This is a genomic window from Catenovulum sediminis, assembly GCF_007289895.1.
Classification (GTDB): domain Bacteria; phylum Pseudomonadota; class Gammaproteobacteria; order Enterobacterales; family Alteromonadaceae; genus Catenovulum; species Catenovulum sediminis.
The window spans coordinates 307,966-327,158 of sequence record NZ_CP041660.1; the positions used below are offsets into that span (position 1 = coordinate 307,966).

A 19,193-nucleotide genomic window follows, 5' to 3' on the forward strand; every position below is an offset into this window, starting at 1 on the left:
CAATTATATTGGTACTTTCAGAATTTACTAGACTTCTATAAATAAGTTCTAAGCACTGATACTTTCAAAAATCACAGTCGCGGTCGCATATTGTTTTTCATCTGAAATAGAAATATGCACGTTAACATTGCTTCCCAGTCTTTCTGCAGCTTTACCAAATAACTGTAATACCGGAGCGCCACTGGGTAAGTTACTGATAACAAAATCGTGAAACGTCACACCAGCCGCAATCCCCGTTCCAAGCGCCTTAGCTGCAGCTTCTTTTGCCGCCCAGCGTTTGGCTAAATACCGATGAGGTTGTTTATTTTGCTGAAAAGCACTTAGCTCCTCAGCCGTTAATACTCGTTTTGCAATAGCATTTAGATTGACTGTATCGAATCGGCTGATTTCGACAATATCTGTACCAATGCCAATTATTGCCATTTAACCACGTGCCTCTATCATTAACTGGCGCATATCTCTAACCGCTTTTTCCAAACCATCAATAGCAGCGCGTGCTATTATCGCATGTCCGATATTAAGCTCTATCATTTGCGGAATGGCGGCAATAGGCTTCACGTTATGATAATTTAATCCATGTCCCGCATTGACTTTAATACCTATCGAATCAGCAAATTTAGCTGCTTGACGTATCCTTTCTAGCTCTTCTTCAGCTTCGGCTTCAGTTTTAGCATCTGCATAGCCCCCCGTATGAATTTCAATGTAAGGTGCATTCGTCTTGCGAGCCGCTTCAATTTGGTTTTTATCCGCATCAATGAACAAAGATACCTGCGTGCCGACAGCACTAATTCGCTCTACGGCATCTATAATTTTATCCAACTGCCCCGCAACATCTAACCCACCTTCAGTGGTAAGTTCCTCTCGTTTTTCCGGCACTAAGCAACAAAATTCTGGTTTAAGTCGCTCAGCCAACTGAATCATTTCTTCTGTTACAGCCATTTCTAAATTGAGCCGAGTTGTCACTGTTTTTGCTAATATTTCAACATCTCGATCTTGAATATGCCGTCTATCTTCGCGTAAATGCACAGTTATGCCAGCAGCCCCAGCATGCTCCGCCACTGCGGCAGCGTGAACTGGGTCTGGAAAACTCGTACCTCGAGCCTGTCGAATGGTTGCGATATGATCTATATTGACGCCTAAAAAAATCTCTTTCATACTTATTTTCTCTTAAATAAATCTCTGCTTTTTATACGATTCTTTCCAACTAACTGTTCAATCCACCAACGCATCAATACCTTAGTACTGCGCAAACATTGTGGGTCAGAAAAATCTCGCAAAGCAATTTGTTTTATGTGCTTACCTAAAACAGCAGGCGCTCCGAGTTTAGCTTGCCGAAACCAGCCTGCTGTATGGTCAAAATAATACAGTTGATCATCCCTCAAACTCTGCTGGCTTTCAACATCCGCTGCAAAATCGGGTATGACGCCTAACTCAGAAAGTACTTCTAATTCATAGTTTCTAAGCGCTGTCTGCAGACTTGAAGGTGTACAAGATAGCGTGGATAGACACTCAATATAAGCGGGAAAGATTGCCTGAGTCGTTGCGACTTTTGCAAGTAATTTGCAAGTAATTTCGTTAATATACAGAGCACTGTATAAAACTTCTGCGGTTAAATTATCAAACCGTTCTTTTAACTCCAATTGACGGATAAAATATAACTCATTCTGGCCACCGGCCAATGAAATCCAATACACATTAAATAATGTTAACGGTTCAGCATTTTTTGACTTTCGATAAAAAATACTGATACGACCATCTTCTTCCGTTAACAAATCACAAATAAATGAATTTTCGCGGTACGGACGACTATGAAGTAAAACCGCTTGCTGCATATACGTTAAAATGCGTCATCGCCATAACCCAAACTACGCAGAGCTCTATCGTCATCTGCCCAGCCGGATTTAACTTTTACAAAAAGCTCTAAAAATATACGACAGCCTAGCATTTTCTCGGCATCTAAGCGCGCATCTCGCCCGATGGTTTTGATTTTTTCTCCACCCTTACCGATTACAATTCTTTTTTGTGCATCACGAGCAACCAAAATCGCAGCGTGTATTTTAAGTACGCCATTAGGTTGCGTTTCATATTTTTCAATTTCCACCGCAGTGTCATAAGGCAATTCGTCGCCAGTGTTACGCATAACTTTTTCACGAATCAGCTCACTGATCATAAATCGAGACGAGCGGTCAGTGAAGTAGTCTTCAGGAAAGTAAAATTCACAAGGCTCTAAACTCGCTTTGACAAATTTTTCGACCGTATCAACATGATCACCTTTAGTCGCAGAAATAGGAATAATATCCTTAAAATCATGCTGCGCTGACAAAAATTGCAAGTGCGGTAATAAACTCTCTTTATCTTTTACATTGTCCACTTTATTAATTAACAGCACGCACGGTACACCAGCTTGTTTGATGCGTTTAAGCACCATTTCATCATCTTTTTCCCAATGCGTACCTTCAACTAGAAACAATACTAAAGAAACGTCACCTAGAGAGCTGTGCGCGGCACGGTTCATTAAGCGATTGATTGCGCGCTTCTCATCAGAATGAAGTCCTGGGGTATCAATATAAACAGTTTGATATTTACCTTCTGTATGGATACCCAATACCCTGTGACGTGTGGTTTGTGGTTTGCGCGAAGTTATACTCACTTTTTGACCGACAATACGGTTAATCAGTGTCGATTTTCCGACATTCGGTCGGCCTACTATTGCGACAAACCCGCAATATGTATCTGGATTCATGAAAATACCTAAGAGGTTAATTGATTTAGCATAGCTCGAGCAGCTTCCTGCTCCGCCTTACGACGACTAGAACCTTTTCCCAAGGTACTGGATTCATCGTCAATAATGCAACTGACGGTAAACGTCTGTTTATGATCTTTGCCCGTTATTTCTTCAACTTGATAAACTGGCAATTCTTGCTTGCGCCCTTGTAGCCATTCTTGCAACTGTGTTTTTGCATCTTTTTGCGATTGGCCAGGTTTTAAAGTTTCTAAGCGGCTTCTGTACCAAGTTAATATTAAATCTTTTATGGTGTCCATATTAGAGTCTAGGTATACGGCACCGATTATTGCTTCCACCGCATCTTCCAATATAGAATTTCGACGATGGCCACCACTTTTTAACTCACCTGGACCGAGCACTAAATAATCGCTTATTTTAAAATTTTGCGCCAACTCAACTAAGGTTTCACCGCGCACTAATGTCGAACGCATGCGGCTTAAATCACCCTCTTTGCATTTTGGGAATTGTGCATACAACTTCTCGGCGATGACAAAACTCAAAACCGAGTCCCCTAAAAATTCAAGGCGCTCATTATGTACACTTTTAGCACTTCTGTGAGTTAACGCTTGTTCAAGTAAATTAATATCATTAAACGTATAGCCTAGCGTTTTGCTTAAACGCTCCAAATTATTCATCTTTAGGCTCAACTTCACTGCCACCTTCAATTTTACCAATTCGATCAAATCTAACTTTGGTTGGAACCCAAGTTGGTAACCAATCGTCTTCGTCTCTGCCAAATTCAAAGCTCATCCAAACAAAAACGGCTTCACCCACTAAATTTTCTTCTGGTACAAATCCCCAATAACGACTGTCTTGTGAGTTGTCTCTATTATCACCCAATACAAAGTAATGCCCAGCTGGCACAATCCATTCATCACGATTGTAGGTAGAACTTTGTTTAAAGTACTGAGCTGTCATATCTGGAATACGGAAGTTTAACAAGACATCATGTTTGACGCCGCCCAAATCTTCAACATAACGATCTAATGAATATGGACCGTGCTGGAACTCGCCACGTTTGATCAGTTGTTTTTCCATTTCCTGATACTTTTCTTCACAAGCGGCTTCACCTTGACATGCCGGCATTACATATAAGTATTTCCGGCGATATATGATACGGTCACCCGGCAAACCAACCACCCGCTTGATGTAATCTAATTGTGGGTTGTCAGGAAATTTAAAGACCGCAATATCGCCGCGTTCTGGCTTATTCGTTTCCATCAAGATTTCATTGGCAATTGGATTGCGAATCCCATAACTAAACTTTTCAACTAATATAAAGTCGCCTACCAATAAGGTTGGCATCATTGACCCAGAGGGAATTTGAAACGGTTCATACAAAAAAGAACGTAGTACAAATACAAATGCGATAACTGGAAATACCGATTCAGAAAACTCAGCGACCGGATGTTGAGGAGCAATTCTGTGTTTAACTTCATCCTCTAAGTCCAGTTGTGTTGCAGCACCTGCTGCGGCTAACTTTTGTTTACGTTTTGGCGCCCATAAAATCAGATCTAACAACCAGATCAAGCCAGTAGTGACGGTTAATATAAACAAAAGTAACGAAAAATAATTGGCCATAAAATTTCCTGAATCGATTTTAAATAGTTCCGAGTTTACTTACCTAATTTAAGTACAGCTAAAAAGGCATCTTGTGGCACTTCTACGTTACCGAGCTGTTTCATGCGCTTTTTACCTTCTTTTTGCTTTTGTAGTAATTTTTTCTTACGCGAAACGTCACCACCATAACATTTAGCAATAACGTTTTTACGCAATTGTTTAACCGTTGTACGCGCAATAACATGACTACCAATAACCGCCTGAATAGCAATATCAAACATTTGTCTTGGTATCAGCTCTTTCAGTTTATCGGCCATTTCTCGGCCGCGGTACTGTGAATTATCTCTGTGCGTAATCAAGGCCAACGCATCAACTCTGTCACCATTAATTAGAATATCAACCCGAACCATATCTGATTCTTGGAATTCTTTAAAATTGTAATCTAATGATGCATAGCCTCGACTGGTTGATTTTAAGCGATCAAAAAAGTCGAGTACCACTTCGGCCATTGGGATGTCATATACAACACTAACTTGATTACCGTGATAGCTCATATTGCGTTGCACACCTCGTTTCTCAACACATAGAGTAATCACACTGCCTAAATGTTCCTGAGGTACTAAAATATTACATTCTGCGACAGGTTCATGAATAGATTCAATATTATTGATTGGTGGCAATAAAGATGGATTATCAACCATCACTTCCGAGCCGTCTTTAAGCTCTACCTTATACACTACTGTGGGTGCTGACGTTATTAAATCCAGATCGTATTCACGCTCTAAACGTTCCTGAATAATCTCCATGTGCAGCATACCCAAAAAGCCACAACGGAAACCAAAACCTAATGCTGTAGAGCTTTCTGGTTCATAAAACAACGACGCATCATTTAAGCTAAGTTTACCTAATGCATCACGCAAATCTTCAAAATCATCACTCGATACGGGAAAAATACCCGCATAAACTTGAGGTTTTACTTTTTTAAACCCAGGTAGTGGTGTTTTTGCCGGATTTTTTGTCATGGTAATGGTATCGCCTACCGGCGCACCTAAAATATCTTTAATACCCGCAATGATGTAACCGACTTCACCGGCTTTTAATACACCTGTTTTGGTCTGGTGTGGTGTGAATATGCCCACTTCGTCAATCACATGATCGTGCTGAGTAGACATCACTTTCATTTTTTCACCGGTGCGGATTTCACCATGTTTAACACGCACGAGCGAGACGACACCTTGATAGTTGTCAAACCAAGAGTCAATGATCAATGCTTGTAATGGGGCATCGGGCTCACCTTCCGGCGGTGGAATTTGTTTAACGATAACCTCTAATACATCTTCAACGCCCAAACCCGTTTTGGCTGAACATCTAACCGCATCCAACGCATCAATACCAACAATATCTTCTATTTCTTCAGCGACTCTATCAGGCTCAGCGGCAGGTAAATCAATTTTATTCAGGATAGGTACGACTTCCAAATCCATTTCGATGGCAGTATAGCAATTCGCTAAAGTCTGAGCTTCAACCCCTTGCCCGGCATCAACAACTAATAATGCCCCTTCACATGCTGCCAGTGAACGTGAAACTTCGTAAGAAAAATCAACGTGACCTGGAGTATCGATAAAGTTTAACTGGTAAGTTTCACCATCTTTAGCTGTATAATTTAATGTCACACTTTGTGCTTTTATAGTGATACCGCGCTCACGTTCTAAGTCCATAGAATCAAGCACTTGTGATGCCATTTCACGATCAGTCAAACCACCGCACATTTGAATCAAGCGGTCTGATAGAGTGGATTTGCCGTGGTCGATGTGCGCGATAATGGAGAAGTTGCGGATATTGTTGAATTTACTCAATTTTTAGCCTCTTGAAAAAGAAGGTCGAGGTTGCGATCAACTATTCGATCTGCACACTTAAAATTTCTCCTACCTTCTTTATTTTCTGAATTCGTTTTTAACTAAGTTAATCGCGACATTATACACTGAATACTAAAGCTATAAAGTTTTGTTTGTATGTTACGTTTTTGAGAACATTGGATTAAAGCTAAGACCAACATCCCTTAATTTATGTTAAACTCTTTCCGCTTGCATTAAATGATCACACGACTTCGTTTTTACCAACCCAATATTAAAAATTTACAGGCCCATGATAGAAATAAACACAGCACAGTTAATCGGTTTTCTCAGTTTATTTTTGGGCATTTGTACTTTTTTACAAAAAGACGACTTAAAACTAAAAATTTGTATGGTGTTCCTGTTTGCCAGTCAAACTTTACATTTTGTTTTAATGGGTTCTGCAACCGCTGCTGCCAGCAACACATTGAGTTTAATTAGAACAATCGTATGTGTGAGGTTTAGTAACAAATGGGCTGCCAGTGGGTTTATTAGTTTAAACTTACTCTGGGGCATTTATTTGTACCAGTCGCCCATCAGTTTTTTACCTATTATGGGTGGCTGTGCAGGCACATATGCGGTCTTCTTTTTAGAAGGTATTAAAATGAGATTGGTCTTTATCTTAGGTGCGACTTTTTGGATAATACATAATAGTGTAATTGGTTCGTTAGGGGGTACCGCCCTTGAAGCTTTGGTTATAATCGCCAATGTGTTCACAATTTTTAGGATCTACAGTGCCAAAAAGAAGCGTTTGGCCAACGCTTAAGCGATTAGCCAATAACCGCCTAAGCCAATTGATGAGCACCCCATCAATTGGGTAAACAATGAAGATAATCGCGTATGCGGTTGCAAGATACGCGTTTGTATTAAACCCAAACCCAGGCCAAATAAAAACATCCCAACTAAACAACCAATTGAAAACAGTGCAATATGCAACATAAAATCAGTTTGCTGCATGTTAGGCAACAGTGCTAATAAGGGCGCACTGCCGGCAACACCATGCAACATACCTATAAATAGCGGCATGTGATCATGCTTAAAGAAACGTTTCGACAATTTATCAAACCAAGCCCGGTTATAAGCTGCAAGTAATCGTACCCCTAAATAAATCAACAACACGCCAACTGCCATTTCAAAAGCATGTACTAACCATTGTGGCAATTGGAATCCAATCAATAGTAAAATACAGGCCAAAAACGACAGTACACCACCGTGGCCAATCCCCCATCTTGTGGCATATAGTAGCACCAACTTAATGCGCGATGTTTTATTAACATAAGTAGACATCGCCATAACATGATCTGCATCAAAGGCGTGTAACAGCCCAACCACTAAACCTAAAAATATTACACTGCTATTTTGTAAATCCACGATAAGTTCCAATATCTACTCAAATTGACGCAAAGTTTTAATCGCCGCAACGGCGGCACCAAACCCATTGTTAATATTCACCGTTAACACACCCGGTGCGCAGGAGGACAAAGCGCTAGTTAGCGCTGCCTGACCATTTTCAGAGACTCCGTAACCCACTGCACTGGGCACAGCAATCACAGGCGCACTGACCAGACCTGCCAATACACTGAATAAAGCACCTTCCATACCCGCCACCGCGATAATTATTTTATACCTGCGAATTTCTTCAATTCGGTCCATCAAACGCCAAAGCCCAGCTACACCGACATCCGCAATTAAAGGTGCGGCAAGTCCATTAAATTCTAAAGTGCGCTGCGCTTCTCGAGCGACACTTAAATCGGAAGTACCCGCACATACAATACAAACGTGCTGCGGTTCCTGGGTTATGTTCGGCGTATTAGCACAAGCGGTTTGTGACACTTGGTCATAACTCAATTGTTGTTGCAAACTTATCGGTAAACTTTGCCACTGCGCTTGCGTTAAGCGGGTCATCAACAAAGGTAAACTATGCGCTATATTATGCGTCACTATATCCGCTAAATCTTGGGCACTTTTGCCACTACAAAATACCGCTTCTGCCACGCCTGTTCTTTTTTGGCGCTCTGCATCCCAAACAAAATTAGCCATTAACCACCTCTTTGTAAATTACGTTTTTAGGCGGCTTACGATTTTGCGTATCTAACAAAAAAGCAGAACCACGCTGATATTTTCGTACACCGCAAAATAAGTAACTGTGTTGTGCGCAAAGTTCAGTTATCTTTAGTTTATAAGCGATTAATTGTTCATCGCGGGGTAAACAATCAAACTCAATAACCACACCTTGATGAGTTATACGACAGCGAATATTTTTACCATCTGCAAACTGGTGACGGGTAAACTGTTCAGCTTTATCGATGAAATCTAAGTCTTTTTTGGTAATCTGGATACCTGTTTCAACACGACTGGCTAAACAAGGTTGTGCGGGTAAATCTTGTAACTCTGTGAGTTGGTAAAAGCGAGCTAGTTGATAAATTTCAGCTTTAGTAATTTGCACTTCAACGTAAGGATGGCAAACAGACTGTTCTTGTGCGGCCACTAAGCCGGGTCGGTAATCATTTAAATCATCCAGATTCGTACCTGAAAAAATCACACCTTGAGCACAACTCGCCACCCGATTATATAAATTACTCTTACAAAAATAACAGCGATTAGCTGGATTTTTAAGATAATTCGCGTCTTCAAACTCGCCGGCATTGACTAACTTAAGCGACCAATTTTCACGCTCTGCATAATTTAGAATTCGTTGTAGAGCTTGAGTTGGTACAGCCGGTGATTGTGCATGCACAACTGCGACATCGGCACGCGAAAATCGATGCGCAAGATAAGCTAGCAGCATACTGTCTATGCCTCCACTGACCGCGATTGCAACCATTGGGAACTGATCTATATATGCAATGAGATTATCTCTTTTCTGTAAGATCTCATTGCTTAATCGCTCGCTGTTTGCAGTATTTTTCATGGTTTCACCCAGGTTAATTAGTTTCAGCTGTATATTTTGTCTTTCTTCTTTGCAGTAAGGTTGGAAGTTGCAATAGCTCATCGTGTTCAATTTTGATGGTTTTTGTACCATCAGGACGGCTCACTTCTTTCACTTGATGCTCATCAACCCTACTTAACAGACGTTTGAGTAACTGCCTAGATTCGAGCCGATAACGTAAGCCAATGGTTGATGTTTGATTAAAACACGCATTAACGACTTGCGTTAATTGATCTGGTTTTACCATAACTCGAAACGATTCAACGGGTCGATTTTTTTTACCTCGCGTGGCATAACTCAGTAAGTCAATCACACCTTCGGTCGCACGGATAATGTCCGCCGCTGTTGCCAACTCTTCCCCCGTCATATCATCTACATCAAATTCTATCAGCATCACCTGATCACTTTGCTGTAACGGTTGTTTAGGCTGACTGAAGTGCAAAACTCTTAATATATTTGGCATGTTTGCCAGTTTTTTTGTCCCTAAACCATAACCAGTACCTTGCAATATCCCTTTTGCGCTAGTACATAAGCCTTCTGTATCATGTAAATAACGTAAAATTGCGGCTCCGGTTGGCGTAATACGCTCACCAGCTACACCGTCATCGACAAATTCAAACCCTTGCAGTATTTCTGCTGTGGCCGGCGCAGGTACAGGAATGAGTCCATGCGCTGTATTAACTAATCCTTGCCCCAACGGCAATTTTGAAATGCTCCAACGTGTATCTTTTAAAGCATCTAAAATAACTGCAACAGCAACCACATCCATTACAGAATCCCAATCAGCTAGCTCATGAAAATGTACTTCATCCAGCGACTTCGAATGAATTTTGGCTTCAGCTTTACCAATAATCGTTAGAATATCAATCGCAACTTGACATACTGATGCATCCAGACCACTTTGTTGCAAATGCTGGCAGATATATCGATATGTTGTATGATGAGTATGTTGATGGTCGCCATCTGAATGATGTGTGTGATGTCCATGGTGATTATGTTGTATACCATCACGTTCAATTTCATGTAACTTAAAGTGCAAACCACTGATACCTGAGTTTATGCCTTCTGTAAGCTCGGCATGTCCAACGTTATGCGGTACAACGGTTGCTACCGCTTCAAGCACCTTTGGTTTTAATGAGCTAAAACAATCCAGCATTCCGGCAACAAACATATCACCGGCAATTCCACCCACAATATCTAACTGAATATGCATTTGACACATTAAATAAACCTTATATTTGATGACTTTTTGAGGCTTTAAAATAGCGGTTTGGCACTACAAAGTTCAACTTCAGTATTATTACAATTACTTTTAAGCTCAAAAATGAATAAGCATTGGCTTAAATTTCTAAAAACGCTCGCAATAAGTGATTGAAGGAACATTAGAACAAGTTGAGCATACTCAAAAAAGGAAGCAAGGTCAAGCGGCCTTACCAATTTAAGTATATTCAAACAAAATATCCAAAAGCGCATAAAAATTCGCTATTAAGATAAATGAAGAGCGCTTCTTCACAAAAAGTATATCAGGTGGGCATAAACTTAAAATTTAATCGTTAAAATGTTTAGCTGCGTTGTTTATCGCGCTATCAATATGGTTTTTCATTGCCAATCGTGCACGCTCACTATCACCATTTTTTAATGCTTGATAAATCTTACGGTGCTCTTCGATAGAAGGTAAAATCCCTTCATTGCGAATGCGTTCAAAAAAAGCAGTACTAATATATTCTCTATTGCGTAAGTCCCATAACCACTTTACAGATTCATACATGGCTGTGTTTTGACTGGCTTTAGCAATAATTAGGTGGAATTTATTATCGGCTACTTCGCTGGCCTCTCCCTGCTCTTGTTGAGCCTGCATTTCTTCCAAAGTTTGTGCCAACTCATTTAATTGTTCTGTGGTTATTCTTTGCGCTGCCAATGCACAAATTTCAGACTCGAGTACATAACGCATTTCTAGAATTTCAAACGGCCCAATCCCATCATCAGCCAGTTTTGCATCTTTTACCCCTGCATTTTTAGCGACATAAATACCTGAACCGGTTCTAATTTCAATCAGGCCAGCAAGCTCTAGTGCAATCATAGCTTCACGAACTGTTGGGCGACTTACACCTAGCTTTTCCGCCAGCGAACGCTCTGCAGGAAACCTCTCACCCGGTTTAAATGTTTTGTTTTCAATCAACTCTCTTAGTTGATCAGCCACTTTGATGTACAACCTATCCGTTGTAATTACTTTAAATGTGTCTTTACTCACCATAACGAAATTTCTTTGTCCCGAATGTTATTCACTGCATATGACCTGAACTGAACAATCTATCTTACCATTTAACCTTTTTAGAAAACAACATTCGCTGTGTTGCATTCCATATACACATCCAAAAAAATAGACGTGGCTGTTAATATTTACAGTTAAAGGTCTGAACATCCACTTCTTCGACGACCACCGCTGTTATCTGGTTAGAAGGCCGCTGGCTTTGAAAATACTTAACCAATTGAAAACTCGCCAGTGTTGCTAACAGACTAAATAACAATACAAGCAACTCGGCATCAAAAACCAGTGTAAATAACAACATACTTAAGAGTAATGACAAAGTAGGGATGCCATACAGCACAAAAGAACCGAAAACTAGATTATTTTCGGCTACCGCAAGCGTCACAACCTGACCAGCTTCAACAGCATGAGAACAAGACACTAAAACTTTATTGGTACGAGTGGTCAGCAGTTTCGCCAACACCCCTGTTCCGCATTCACTATTGTGCTGACATTTACCGCAGGTGGTTTTTATTTGAGTTTCCACCCAAATGTGCTGCGAGTCAAAACGCTCTACTACTATTGCCTTTTCGTACATCATGACGGAGTTTCTGCTATTTCCAACGTATTGAATCGATTAAACGTTCAGCCGTTTCAAAAGGTATTTTGCCAATTACAGTAACTTCGGCCTGCTGAACTTGCTGCGTTAAATAAGTATTTGCCCCGGAGCTGAGAGATACCGGCGTGAACGACTCATGACTTTTTAACTTGCGTAAGTAAATTGAGAACCATACAACCCCGTCAGACAACATAACATAGTCAACTAATTCGCGATCGCTACCATACAAATAATGGCGGTCTACTTTAACAGGTTCAAAGCCACTTGGTACCCATGAAATTTGCCAATCTACGCTCCGAATAGGTGCGCTATTTTTTATTGTAAACGCTTCTGGTAGCTCAGCTTCATTCACTTCAGTTAACAAACTACTCGGGGTATCGGTGACTTGAACATTAGAGACTTGGATTTGCTCTAAAGCTTCGCCATCTCTGGAGACAATTGCTGACTTTAGCATTAAGCCCGTTTCTTCATGTAACCATAGCCAATAATCAAATCTGTTATTATCTTTTGCAATAATTCGAATCAGTCGCGCAGGTAACCCCGCAACCCGGCTTTTACCAACCAAATGAAACTCATATGCTTCTGCTATTTTTTTCAGATCTGCGCGCAATAACTCAGGTAATGGACCGTCGCTAATGGTGTCTCTAATACTGTAAGGTGACTGCTCAGGCTGCAAATAAGTCACGACATCATTTTTGCGAATAAGCTGCTGGCCCGGACCATTAAGGGCCGTTAATATTTCTACTTCATCACCATCGACTACACCATGAAACCAACGCCATGGATCGGCTTTATTACCCGCAACAACGACAAACGAAATCTCATAGTTTAATTGGCTAATTGAATTTTTCATACGTTGCAACCATTGGGCTGCATCTTGAGTTTCAGCATATATCCTAGGACTCACCACAATAACGCTGAAAAAAATAAGCCACCTAGTCCATTTGGACAGGTGGCCTAATAATAAATCATTCATGCGACTTTGAAATCTGCTAGTCAGGCTGAGCCCCTTTAGTTTGAACATTTTCTTTGTCTTCAATTTGACTATACTGCCTTGTTTTAAGTTGTTGAGCATGATCCATAATATATGCATTGATACGTTGTCTTTGCAGCATAGCATCAGACGTGCTAACACTTGGATAAGCTTCTACGTGTTGCATACTCACTGGGTCAAGTGCACCACCAACTGGAAATGTTTGCAACACAGGCTGAGGCACCTGAACGTCTTGCTGACTATTTTGCTCTACTTGAAAGCCAATCACAAGCGCTGCTGCAAAAGAGGCCGCGATACCATATTGCATCGCTGGCCGGAAAAAACTCACCACTTTACTTTTAGTTGACTGAGCATTTTCAACATTAACTGCTTGTTGTGCCGTATGTTTAGCATTTGGCGCTAACACCACTGGCTCTTTATCAATTGCTTGTGCAACCTTAGCAGCAATGTCAAAGTTTAATTCTTGAGGTAGTTCGTTTCGCATGGCATCACCAATTAAATGGTATCTGCCAAAACACTCAGCCAGTTTAGGGTCTTGCTTTAGTTTATCAATCGCTTGATTGTTATCCTGCTGACCGTCAACAAAGGCGGAAATGTTTTCTTTCATTTTTGAACTCATACTCACTTCACTTTTCCAACAAAAATTTATGCAAACTAAAGTACAAACCTGTTAGCGCGCTAACATAGGTTGTAAATTACCGTCAATCGCTTCGCGTGCTCTGAAAATGCGAGATCGAACTGTACCAACCGGACAATCCATTACCTCTGCAATTTCTTCATAGCTCAAACCATCAATTTCTCTTAATGTGATGGCCGTTTTTAAATCATCTGGCAAAGTATCAATTGTGCTAAATACCACTTTTTTAACTTCATCAGACATCATCAGCTGTTCTGGCGAACTATTTACCCTTAATGCATCTGCACTATCGATAAACTCAGCTTCTGACACGTCAATATCATTTACTGCTACTTTCCTTGCTTGAGAAGCAATATAGTTTTTAGCACTGTTCACTGCGATGCGGTATAACCAAGTATAAAATGCACTTTCCCCTCGAAAACCGGGTATTGCACGATATGCTTTAATAAAAGCCTCTTGCGCTACATCTGCCACATCACCTGGGTGCTTAACATAGCGAGAAACCAAATTGGTAACCTTATGTTGATACTTTTGCACCAACAAGTTAAACGCTTGTTTATCACCTCGCTGAACACGCTCAACTAGTTGCTGATCGCTTAAATCCAGCTTCATTTTGGCTCGCGCTCCTGTAATCTCATTAAATTATTGATACGATAAAACAATTGTATTATCAGTACTGTGAATATTTCACATTTATGAGTTGATAGACAGTCAGTTGCAGAAAAAGTTCTAAAAAATTTATTTAACTGTAAAATCAACCCAAATATAACTGTTCATAGTAATATACTTACACATAAAGAGTTAATTAATAATATATATGAAACATACCGCGCTTGAGCATACATGTGATGTATTAGTAATAGGTGCAGGTGCAGCAGGCCTGACCCTAGCACTTAGATTGGCCGATTCTGCCAATGTAATAGTACTTAGTAAGTCAAAACTCAAAGAAGGTTCAACTTATTATGCTCAAGGGGGTATTGCCGCCGTATTTGATAAAAACGACAGCATTGAATCGCACGTGCAAGATACTTTAATTGCCGGTGCCGGTTTATGCGAAGAGAAGGCTGTTAGATTTACTGCCGAGAATGCCCGTCAAAGCTTAGAAACCTTAATTAGTTATGGCGTACCATTTGACACGGTTGTCAATGAGCAAGGCGTTGAAAAATTTCACTTAACAAGAGAAGGTGGTCATAGCCACAGACGCATCTTACATGCCGCCGATGCAACCGGCAAAGCGGTACAAAAAACGTTAATTCGTTCTGCTCAATCTCATCCAAATATTAATATATTTGAGCGCTACAATGCGGTTGATTTAATCACTGCTAAAAAAATTCGCCAACAAGGCAAACTTGTTTATGGTGCTTACGTATGGAACCGTAATGATGAAAGAGTTGAAGTGATTAAAGCGGCGCGTGTTGTTTTAGCAACGGGCGGAGCCAGTAAAGTTTACCAATATACTTCAAATCCCGATATCGCAAGTGGTGATGGTATCGCAATGGCATGGCGTGCAGGTTGCCGAGTGGCAAATATGGAATTTAATCAGTTCCACCCTACTTGTTTATTCCACCCTGATGCAAAAAACTTCCTGCTAACAGAAGCATTGCGCGGTGAAGGTGCCTATTTGCGTCGACCAGACGGCAGCCGTTTTATGCCAGATTTTGATGAGCGGGCTGAGTTAGCTCCTCGTGATATTGTGGCGCGGGCAATTGATTTCGAAATGAAACGTCTCGGGGCTGATTGTATGTATTTAGATATTAGCCACAAACCTAAAGATTTTATTAAGCATCATTTTCCGAATATATATAAACGCTGTAAAAAGTATGGATTAAACATCAGTAAAAACCCGATTCCGGTTGTACCCGCGGCACATTATACTTGCGGTGGGGTGATGACGGATCTCAACGGACAAACGGATATCGAAAACCTCTACGCGATTGGTGAAGTTGCATATACTGGGCTACATGGGGCAAATCGCATGGCAAGTAATTCATTACTTGAATGTCTGGTATTCGCTGAAGCGGCGGCCAAACAAATACTGGCCAATGAATTCGACACTTCAGTATTCCCTGCTATCCCGGCTTGGGACGAAAGCCAAGTTTCTGACAGCGATGAAGAAGTCGTGATCCAGCACAATTGGCACGAACTACGGTTATTGATGTGGGATTATGTTGGTATTGTTCGCACGAATAAACGATTGGAACGCGCACTGCGACGTATAGAATTACTGCAGCAAGAGGTAAAAGACTACTACGCGAACTTTAAAGTGAGTAACAATTTATTAGAACTCAGAAATTTACTAGACGTTGCAGAACTCATTGTCCGCTGTGCAATGGAGCGAAAAGAAAGCCGCGGTTTACACTACAATCTGGATTACCCAGATCTGGACAAAAACTCTAAACCTACAGTTTTAGATCCGCAATAAATTCGTTTTACGAGGACGTTGTGCCAGTTGCACCAGAATGTCTTAATAGTTTAATACCGCGTCGTAAGCGGCATTGTTCTGAATTATTTAACATATCTGGCGCTAATAGCCAGCTGGCATGATGACTTCCAAAGCGAATGAAAAACCAATTGCCTAGGTAAAAGCTCCGACGACTCAAGTTTAAAAGTTCACCATCGAGAATCAATTGACAGCCATGTGATTTTTTAAACAACAGTAAAAACCGTTGCGGCAACCTCTGATAGAGTTGTCGTTTAGCAAAATACGCTAAACAGCCCATCAGCGTTGCAAAACTTGCGATAAATAACAGACGTAGTAATCCAGCATCTGGTAAATGTAAAGTGCATATCATTAAAATAAAAAACACTAAATGGGCAGTATATATATACACTGCCAGCATTGAACGCCTCGAAACCCTAATACTATACGAGTGCGCCATTTAGTTTATGTATTTTTTTAATCATTTGCGCAAGTTCGGCATCGTTACACGCTTCATGCCCCATAAACCAAGCAAACAACTCAGGATCATCTCCTGCCAACAAACGCTGAAATATAAGCTTTTCTTCTTCTGGTAATTGCGCGTAATGGTTATCCATAAATGGCATTAATATTACATCTAATTCCAACATACCTCTGCGGCATGCCCATCTGGTTCTTGCTTCACTTTGCATAGATATTCCTACAAATTAATTTACTGCCTGAGTATATACCCAGAGTGATAAAATTGCAGTCGATAGTAATTATTAATACAACAGCATAATGGGTCATCCTAGATATTTATAATTGTCTATATAAATCAACACTTGTGATTTGCTACAATACCCACATAACTAACAGCCAGATGAACGCATAAATTGTTTGGAGTTTTACCTAATATGGCAAATAAATTGGTATCCTTAGCGCAGTGGCAGGCCATCAGAGTCACCGGAGAAGATGCAAAAAAATATCTCAACAGCCAGCTCACTTGTGATGTGGAAGCTTTGGCTGAGAACAGGGCCAGTTTTGCATGCCATTGTGATGCCAAAGGAAAAGTGTGGTCACAGTTTTATTTAATTGTCCTTAAAGATCAAATACTGCTTTTTCAACATCAATCCAGTATTGAAAAGTCGTTAAGTGAACTCAAAAAATTCAGTGTCTTTTCAAAAGTAGAAATAATAGCGGATGCAAATTCCTTGCAATTTTTTGCCTTATTAGGCGCAAATCAGTCGACCAGTCAACATCAAGTCTCACCTCAGGGTTCGGCTTATCGTGTAGGTATGTGTGACAATATTGAGCTTATTATCGCCGAATCTGCAAGTGATGCACAATCGATTAGCGCACTAGATGCCGAAGAAAACACTGGCGACTTTGAACAAGCATTGTCTGCAGCTGTCATTCCGTTTATCACTGATTTGCACCAAAACACGTATGTACCCCAAATGCTAAACGCACATGCGCTTAAAGGCATTAGCTTTAAGAAAGGCTGTTATTTAGGACAAGAAACCGTTGCCCGAATGCGCTACCGCGGTGGCTGTAAAAAAGCCAGTTTCGCGTTTTCAGCAAACAACCAAGTTATAACGGGCAGTGATATTGAAGTTGCGTTAGGTGACAATTGGCGACGCAGCGGAGAAGTCATATTAAGTACCTATGACGCACAAACAAATCAAACTAGAGGGATCGCTGTTATGCCAATAGACAGTGATATCTCAGCACAATACCGAGTAAAAGATGATAGTAGCCTCCAGGTTCAGCTGTCCGCTCTACCTTACTCACTAGACTATGAGGAAAGTAAATGAAAATCGAAGCAAATACAGTTGTATCCATGCACTATCAAGTAAAAAACGCCGATGGCGAGCAGATCGATAGCTCAAAAGGTGGTGAGCCACTTGCGTTTATTCACGGCAAGGGTTTTTTAATTAAAGGCTTAGAAGACCAATTGGCGGGTAAAGAAGCAGGTGATAAATTTGCTTGTACGATTGAACCTGCACAAGCTTATGGCGAATACCATGAAGAACTTTCTCAAAAGCTACCGGCTGATGTATTTGACCATATTGAAGAAATTCATGAAGGTATGCACTTACGTGCTGATACAGATCAGGGGCAACAATCTGTTATTATTACTAAAATCGAAGACGGTTTTGTAACAGTAGACGGTAACCATCCGCTGGCTGGTTTAACGTTAGAATTTGACGTGGAAGTTGTTGAAGTGCGCGCAGCAACCGAAGAAGAGCTCGCTCATGGCCATGTCCATGGCGCTGGTGGCTGTGGCCACTAGATTGTTAGTCTACAAAGCTGAATAAAAATAGGCAACAGCAATCAATAGTTAATTGCTGTTGCATCCCAATGCAATAATCGCCCAGAATCCTCGACGGTTAAACCTTGAATAACCTTTGTTAATCTCTGCGCTGTAAGTTGTGCTGAATATAGCTTTTCCTTATCGACATTTGCTTGAAAGGGTTTAGATAATTTTGTATCTGTGGTGCCCGGATGCACAGCCACAATAATATTATTTGGGTATCGACGACGCCATTCAATCGAAATATTTTTCACCAACATATTGAGTGCCGCTTTACTCATGCGATAGCTATACCAGCCCCCCAGATAATTCTCACTGATACTACCAACCAATGCTGACAGATTGATACAGGTTTGTCTTTGCGTGGCTTGAGAACAATTGTTTACAATCTGAGCAAAATGTATATGAGGGTGCAAATTACCCTGCAAGTTAATATTTAAAGCCTCAACAGATAATTGCTGCAATGACTTTTCGGGTTTGACGTGAGCGTTGTGCAAAAAGCCGCAACAATTAATCCAATAACGCGTATCTAATTGATGTGTTTTAACATATGTAGAGACTGTATCAACAGAACTCGCTTGTGACAGATCGACCGCCAGCCATGAAACACGGTTAGCAAAATGACTCTGATAAGTAGGCAAGGATGCTTTCAGGTGTTCGGGTCTGCGCGTTATCAATAAAAAATTAAAAGACTGAAATTTTTCATACCAATAGTTAAATAAAGCCTGAGCAATACCACTGCTCGCACCTGCGATAACGATACAAGGTTTCATTTATCCATCCACATTAAACGCCATTTATTGGTTTACGAATG

Annotated in this window: 23 protein-coding genes; 4 read left to right on the forward strand and 19 right to left on the reverse strand. The window is 40.7% G+C overall.

The features are described 5' to 3' along the window. Positions 1–48: 48 nt before the first annotated feature. Genes acpS through lepA form a run of 7 tightly spaced genes read right to left on the reverse strand, consistent with a single transcriptional unit; the run spans position 49 to position 6,201 of the window. Positions 49–423, reverse strand: a complete 375-nt coding sequence (gene acpS, locus FNT16_RS01175; protein WP_143869828.1) for a holo-ACP synthase — start codon at positions 421–423, stop codon at positions 49–51. Continuing rightward, entirely contained in the window at positions 424–1,155 is a 732-nt protein-coding gene (gene pdxJ, locus FNT16_RS01180; protein WP_143869829.1) for a pyridoxine 5'-phosphate synthase, read from the reverse strand. A gap of 2 nt (positions 1,156–1,157) precedes the next feature. Then, a complete protein-coding gene (recO, locus tag FNT16_RS01185) occupies positions 1,158–1,832 on the reverse strand; it encodes a DNA repair protein RecO (protein ID WP_143869830.1) in 675 nt (224 codons plus the stop codon). A 5-nt stretch (positions 1,833–1,837) separates the two neighbouring features. Next, on the reverse strand, positions 1,838–2,743 hold the full coding sequence (era, locus tag FNT16_RS01190) for a GTPase Era (RefSeq protein WP_143869831.1): 906 nt from the start codon (positions 2,741–2,743) through the stop codon (positions 1,838–1,840). Positions 2,744–2,751: 8 nt separating this feature from the next. Beyond that, on the reverse strand, positions 2,752–3,420 hold the full coding sequence (gene rnc, locus FNT16_RS01195; protein ID WP_143869832.1) for a ribonuclease III: 669 nt from the start codon (positions 3,418–3,420) through the stop codon (positions 2,752–2,754). Next, entirely contained in the window at positions 3,413–4,366 is a 954-nt protein-coding gene (gene lepB, locus FNT16_RS01200) for a signal peptidase I (protein WP_143869833.1), read from the reverse strand. The genes rnc and lepB overlap by 8 nt, the downstream gene beginning before the upstream one ends. 35 nt (positions 4,367–4,401) lie before the next feature. After that, the gene (gene lepA, locus FNT16_RS01205; protein ID WP_143869834.1) at positions 4,402–6,201 is read right to left on the reverse strand and encodes a translation elongation factor 4; all 1,800 of its coding nucleotides are present in this window, start codon (positions 6,199–6,201) and stop codon (positions 4,402–4,404) included. Between the two features lie 289 nt (positions 6,202–6,490). Between lepA and FNT16_RS01210 the strand changes: the two genes are divergently transcribed. Next, positions 6,491–7,003, forward strand: a complete 513-nt coding sequence (locus FNT16_RS01210; protein WP_143869835.1) for a YgjV family protein — start codon at positions 6,491–6,493, stop codon at positions 7,001–7,003. Here FNT16_RS01210 and FNT16_RS01215 read toward each other — a convergent pair. The 9 genes from FNT16_RS01215 to rpoE form a co-directional block, all read right to left on the reverse strand. Continuing rightward, on the reverse strand, positions 7,000–7,608 hold the full coding sequence (locus FNT16_RS01215; RefSeq protein ID WP_246072294.1) for a hypothetical protein: 609 nt from the start codon (positions 7,606–7,608) through the stop codon (positions 7,000–7,002). The genes FNT16_RS01210 and FNT16_RS01215 overlap by 4 nt on opposite strands. A 15-nt stretch (positions 7,609–7,623) precedes the next feature. Continuing rightward, on the reverse strand, positions 7,624–8,277 hold the full coding sequence (gene larB, locus FNT16_RS01220; protein ID WP_143869836.1) for a nickel pincer cofactor biosynthesis protein LarB: 654 nt from the start codon (positions 8,275–8,277) through the stop codon (positions 7,624–7,626). Next, on the reverse strand, positions 8,270–9,148 hold the full coding sequence (gene larE / locus FNT16_RS01225; protein ID WP_143869837.1) for an ATP-dependent sacrificial sulfur transferase LarE: 879 nt from the start codon (positions 9,146–9,148) through the stop codon (positions 8,270–8,272). The genes larB and larE overlap by 8 nt, the downstream gene beginning before the upstream one ends. Positions 9,149–9,161: 13 nt before the next feature. Next, entirely contained in the window at positions 9,162–10,388 is a 1,227-nt protein-coding gene (gene larC / locus FNT16_RS01230; RefSeq protein WP_143869838.1) for a nickel pincer cofactor biosynthesis protein LarC, read from the reverse strand. A gap of 324 nt (positions 10,389–10,712) precedes the next feature. Next, positions 10,713–11,420: a FadR/GntR family transcriptional regulator gene (locus tag FNT16_RS01235; protein WP_143869839.1), complete on the reverse strand. Its 708-nt coding sequence runs from the start codon at positions 11,418–11,420 to the stop codon at positions 10,713–10,715. Positions 11,421–11,559: 139 nt separating this feature from the next. Then, positions 11,560–12,015 carry a SoxR reducing system RseC family protein gene (locus FNT16_RS01240; RefSeq protein WP_143869840.1) on the reverse strand — a complete coding sequence of 152 codons (456 nt, stop codon included), beginning with the start codon at positions 12,013–12,015 and terminating at the stop codon, positions 11,560–11,562. Between the two features lie 13 nt (positions 12,016–12,028). Then, positions 12,029–12,940: a MucB/RseB C-terminal domain-containing protein gene (locus FNT16_RS01245; RefSeq protein ID WP_246072296.1), complete on the reverse strand. Its 912-nt coding sequence runs from the start codon at positions 12,938–12,940 to the stop codon at positions 12,029–12,031. Positions 12,941–13,025: 85 nt separating this feature from the next. Further along, the gene (locus FNT16_RS01250; RefSeq protein ID WP_246072298.1) at positions 13,026–13,634 is read right to left on the reverse strand and encodes a sigma-E factor negative regulatory protein; all 609 of its coding nucleotides are present in this window, start codon (positions 13,632–13,634) and stop codon (positions 13,026–13,028) included. A 63-nt stretch (positions 13,635–13,697) separates the two neighbouring features. After that, positions 13,698–14,276, reverse strand: coding sequence for an RNA polymerase sigma factor RpoE (gene rpoE / locus FNT16_RS01255; protein ID WP_143869843.1), 579 nt, complete (start codon positions 14,274–14,276; stop codon positions 13,698–13,700). A 205-nt stretch (positions 14,277–14,481) separates the two neighbouring features. Here rpoE and nadB point away from each other — a divergent pair, with 205 nt between their 5' ends. Further along, on the forward strand, positions 14,482–16,086 hold the full coding sequence (gene nadB / locus FNT16_RS01260) for an L-aspartate oxidase (protein WP_143869844.1): 1,605 nt from the start codon (positions 14,482–14,484) through the stop codon (positions 16,084–16,086). Between the two features lie 7 nt (positions 16,087–16,093). Here nadB and FNT16_RS01265 read toward each other — a convergent pair whose 3' ends face one another. Next, positions 16,094–16,504: a hypothetical protein gene (locus FNT16_RS01265; protein WP_143869845.1), complete on the reverse strand. Its 411-nt coding sequence runs from the start codon at positions 16,502–16,504 to the stop codon at positions 16,094–16,096. Positions 16,505–16,526: 22 nt separating this feature from the next. Next, on the reverse strand, positions 16,527–16,775 hold the full coding sequence (locus tag FNT16_RS01270; protein ID WP_143869846.1) for an FAD assembly factor SdhE: 249 nt from the start codon (positions 16,773–16,775) through the stop codon (positions 16,527–16,529). A 204-nt stretch (positions 16,776–16,979) separates the two neighbouring features. Here FNT16_RS01270 and ygfZ point away from each other — a divergent pair, with 204 nt between their 5' ends. Both ygfZ and slyD read left to right on the forward strand, forming a co-directional pair. Beyond that, on the forward strand, positions 16,980–17,879 hold the full coding sequence (ygfZ, locus tag FNT16_RS01275; protein WP_143869847.1) for a CAF17-like 4Fe-4S cluster assembly/insertion protein YgfZ: 900 nt from the start codon (positions 16,980–16,982) through the stop codon (positions 17,877–17,879). Next, positions 17,876–18,358 (forward strand): peptidylprolyl isomerase, encoded by a 483-nt coding sequence (gene slyD / locus FNT16_RS01280; protein ID WP_143869848.1) that lies wholly within the window; start codon positions 17,876–17,878, stop codon positions 18,356–18,358. Before ygfZ ends, slyD begins: the two co-directional genes overlap by 4 nt. A gap of 41 nt (positions 18,359–18,399) precedes the next feature. On the opposite strand, the gene FNT16_RS01285 is transcribed toward slyD, so the two are convergent. Further along, on the reverse strand, positions 18,400–19,152 hold the full coding sequence (locus FNT16_RS01285) for an SDR family NAD(P)-dependent oxidoreductase (protein WP_143869849.1): 753 nt from the start codon (positions 19,150–19,152) through the stop codon (positions 18,400–18,402). Between the last annotated feature and the right edge of the window lie 41 nt (positions 19,153–19,193).

Bases quoted from the DNA above. Each gene is read 5' to 3' on its own strand.
- larC (WP_143869838.1), bottom strand. From the start codon at position 10,388: ATGTGTCAAATGCATATTCAGTTAGATATTGTGGGTGGAATTGCCGGT.
- acpS (WP_143869828.1), bottom strand. From the start codon at position 423: ATGGCAATAATTGGCATTGGTACAGATATTGTCGAAATCAGCCGATTC.
- FNT16_RS01250 (WP_246072298.1), bottom strand. From the start codon at position 13,634: ATGAAAGAAAACATTTCCGCCTTTGTTGACGGTCAGCAGGATAACAAT.
- FNT16_RS01265 (WP_143869845.1), bottom strand. From the start codon at position 16,504: ATGCTGGCAGTGTATATATATACTGCCCATTTAGTGTTTTTTATTTTA.
- rnc (WP_143869832.1), bottom strand. From the start codon at position 3,420: ATGAATAATTTGGAGCGTTTAAGCAAAACGCTAGGCTATACGTTTAAT.
- FNT16_RS01235 (WP_143869839.1), bottom strand. From the start codon at position 11,420: ATGGTGAGTAAAGACACATTTAAAGTAATTACAACGGATAGGTTGTAC.
- era (WP_143869831.1), bottom strand. From the start codon at position 2,743: ATGAATCCAGATACATATTGCGGGTTTGTCGCAATAGTAGGCCGACCG.
- slyD (WP_143869848.1), top strand. From the start codon at position 17,876: ATGAAAATCGAAGCAAATACAGTTGTATCCATGCACTATCAAGTAAAA.
- recO (WP_143869830.1), bottom strand. From the start codon at position 1,832: ATGCAGCAAGCGGTTTTACTTCATAGTCGTCCGTACCGCGAAAATTCA.
- FNT16_RS01240 (WP_143869840.1), bottom strand. From the start codon at position 12,015: ATGATGTACGAAAAGGCAATAGTAGTAGAGCGTTTTGACTCGCAGCAC.
- FNT16_RS01285 (WP_143869849.1), bottom strand. From the start codon at position 19,152: ATGAAACCTTGTATCGTTATCGCAGGTGCGAGCAGTGGTATTGCTCAG.
- FNT16_RS01210 (WP_143869835.1), top strand. From the start codon at position 6,491: ATGATAGAAATAAACACAGCACAGTTAATCGGTTTTCTCAGTTTATTT.
- nadB (WP_143869844.1), top strand. From the start codon at position 14,482: ATGAAACATACCGCGCTTGAGCATACATGTGATGTATTAGTAATAGGT.
- lepB (WP_143869833.1), bottom strand. From the start codon at position 4,366: ATGGCCAATTATTTTTCGTTACTTTTGTTTATATTAACCGTCACTACT.
- larB (WP_143869836.1), bottom strand. From the start codon at position 8,277: ATGGCTAATTTTGTTTGGGATGCAGAGCGCCAAAAAAGAACAGGCGTG.
- rpoE (WP_143869843.1), bottom strand. From the start codon at position 14,276: ATGAAGCTGGATTTAAGCGATCAGCAACTAGTTGAGCGTGTTCAGCGA.
- ygfZ (WP_143869847.1), top strand. From the start codon at position 16,980: ATGGCAAATAAATTGGTATCCTTAGCGCAGTGGCAGGCCATCAGAGTC.
- pdxJ (WP_143869829.1), bottom strand. From the start codon at position 1,155: ATGAAAGAGATTTTTTTAGGCGTCAATATAGATCATATCGCAACCATT.
- FNT16_RS01270 (WP_143869846.1), bottom strand. From the start codon at position 16,775: ATGCAAAGTGAAGCAAGAACCAGATGGGCATGCCGCAGAGGTATGTTG.
- larE (WP_143869837.1), bottom strand. From the start codon at position 9,148: ATGAAAAATACTGCAAACAGCGAGCGATTAAGCAATGAGATCTTACAG.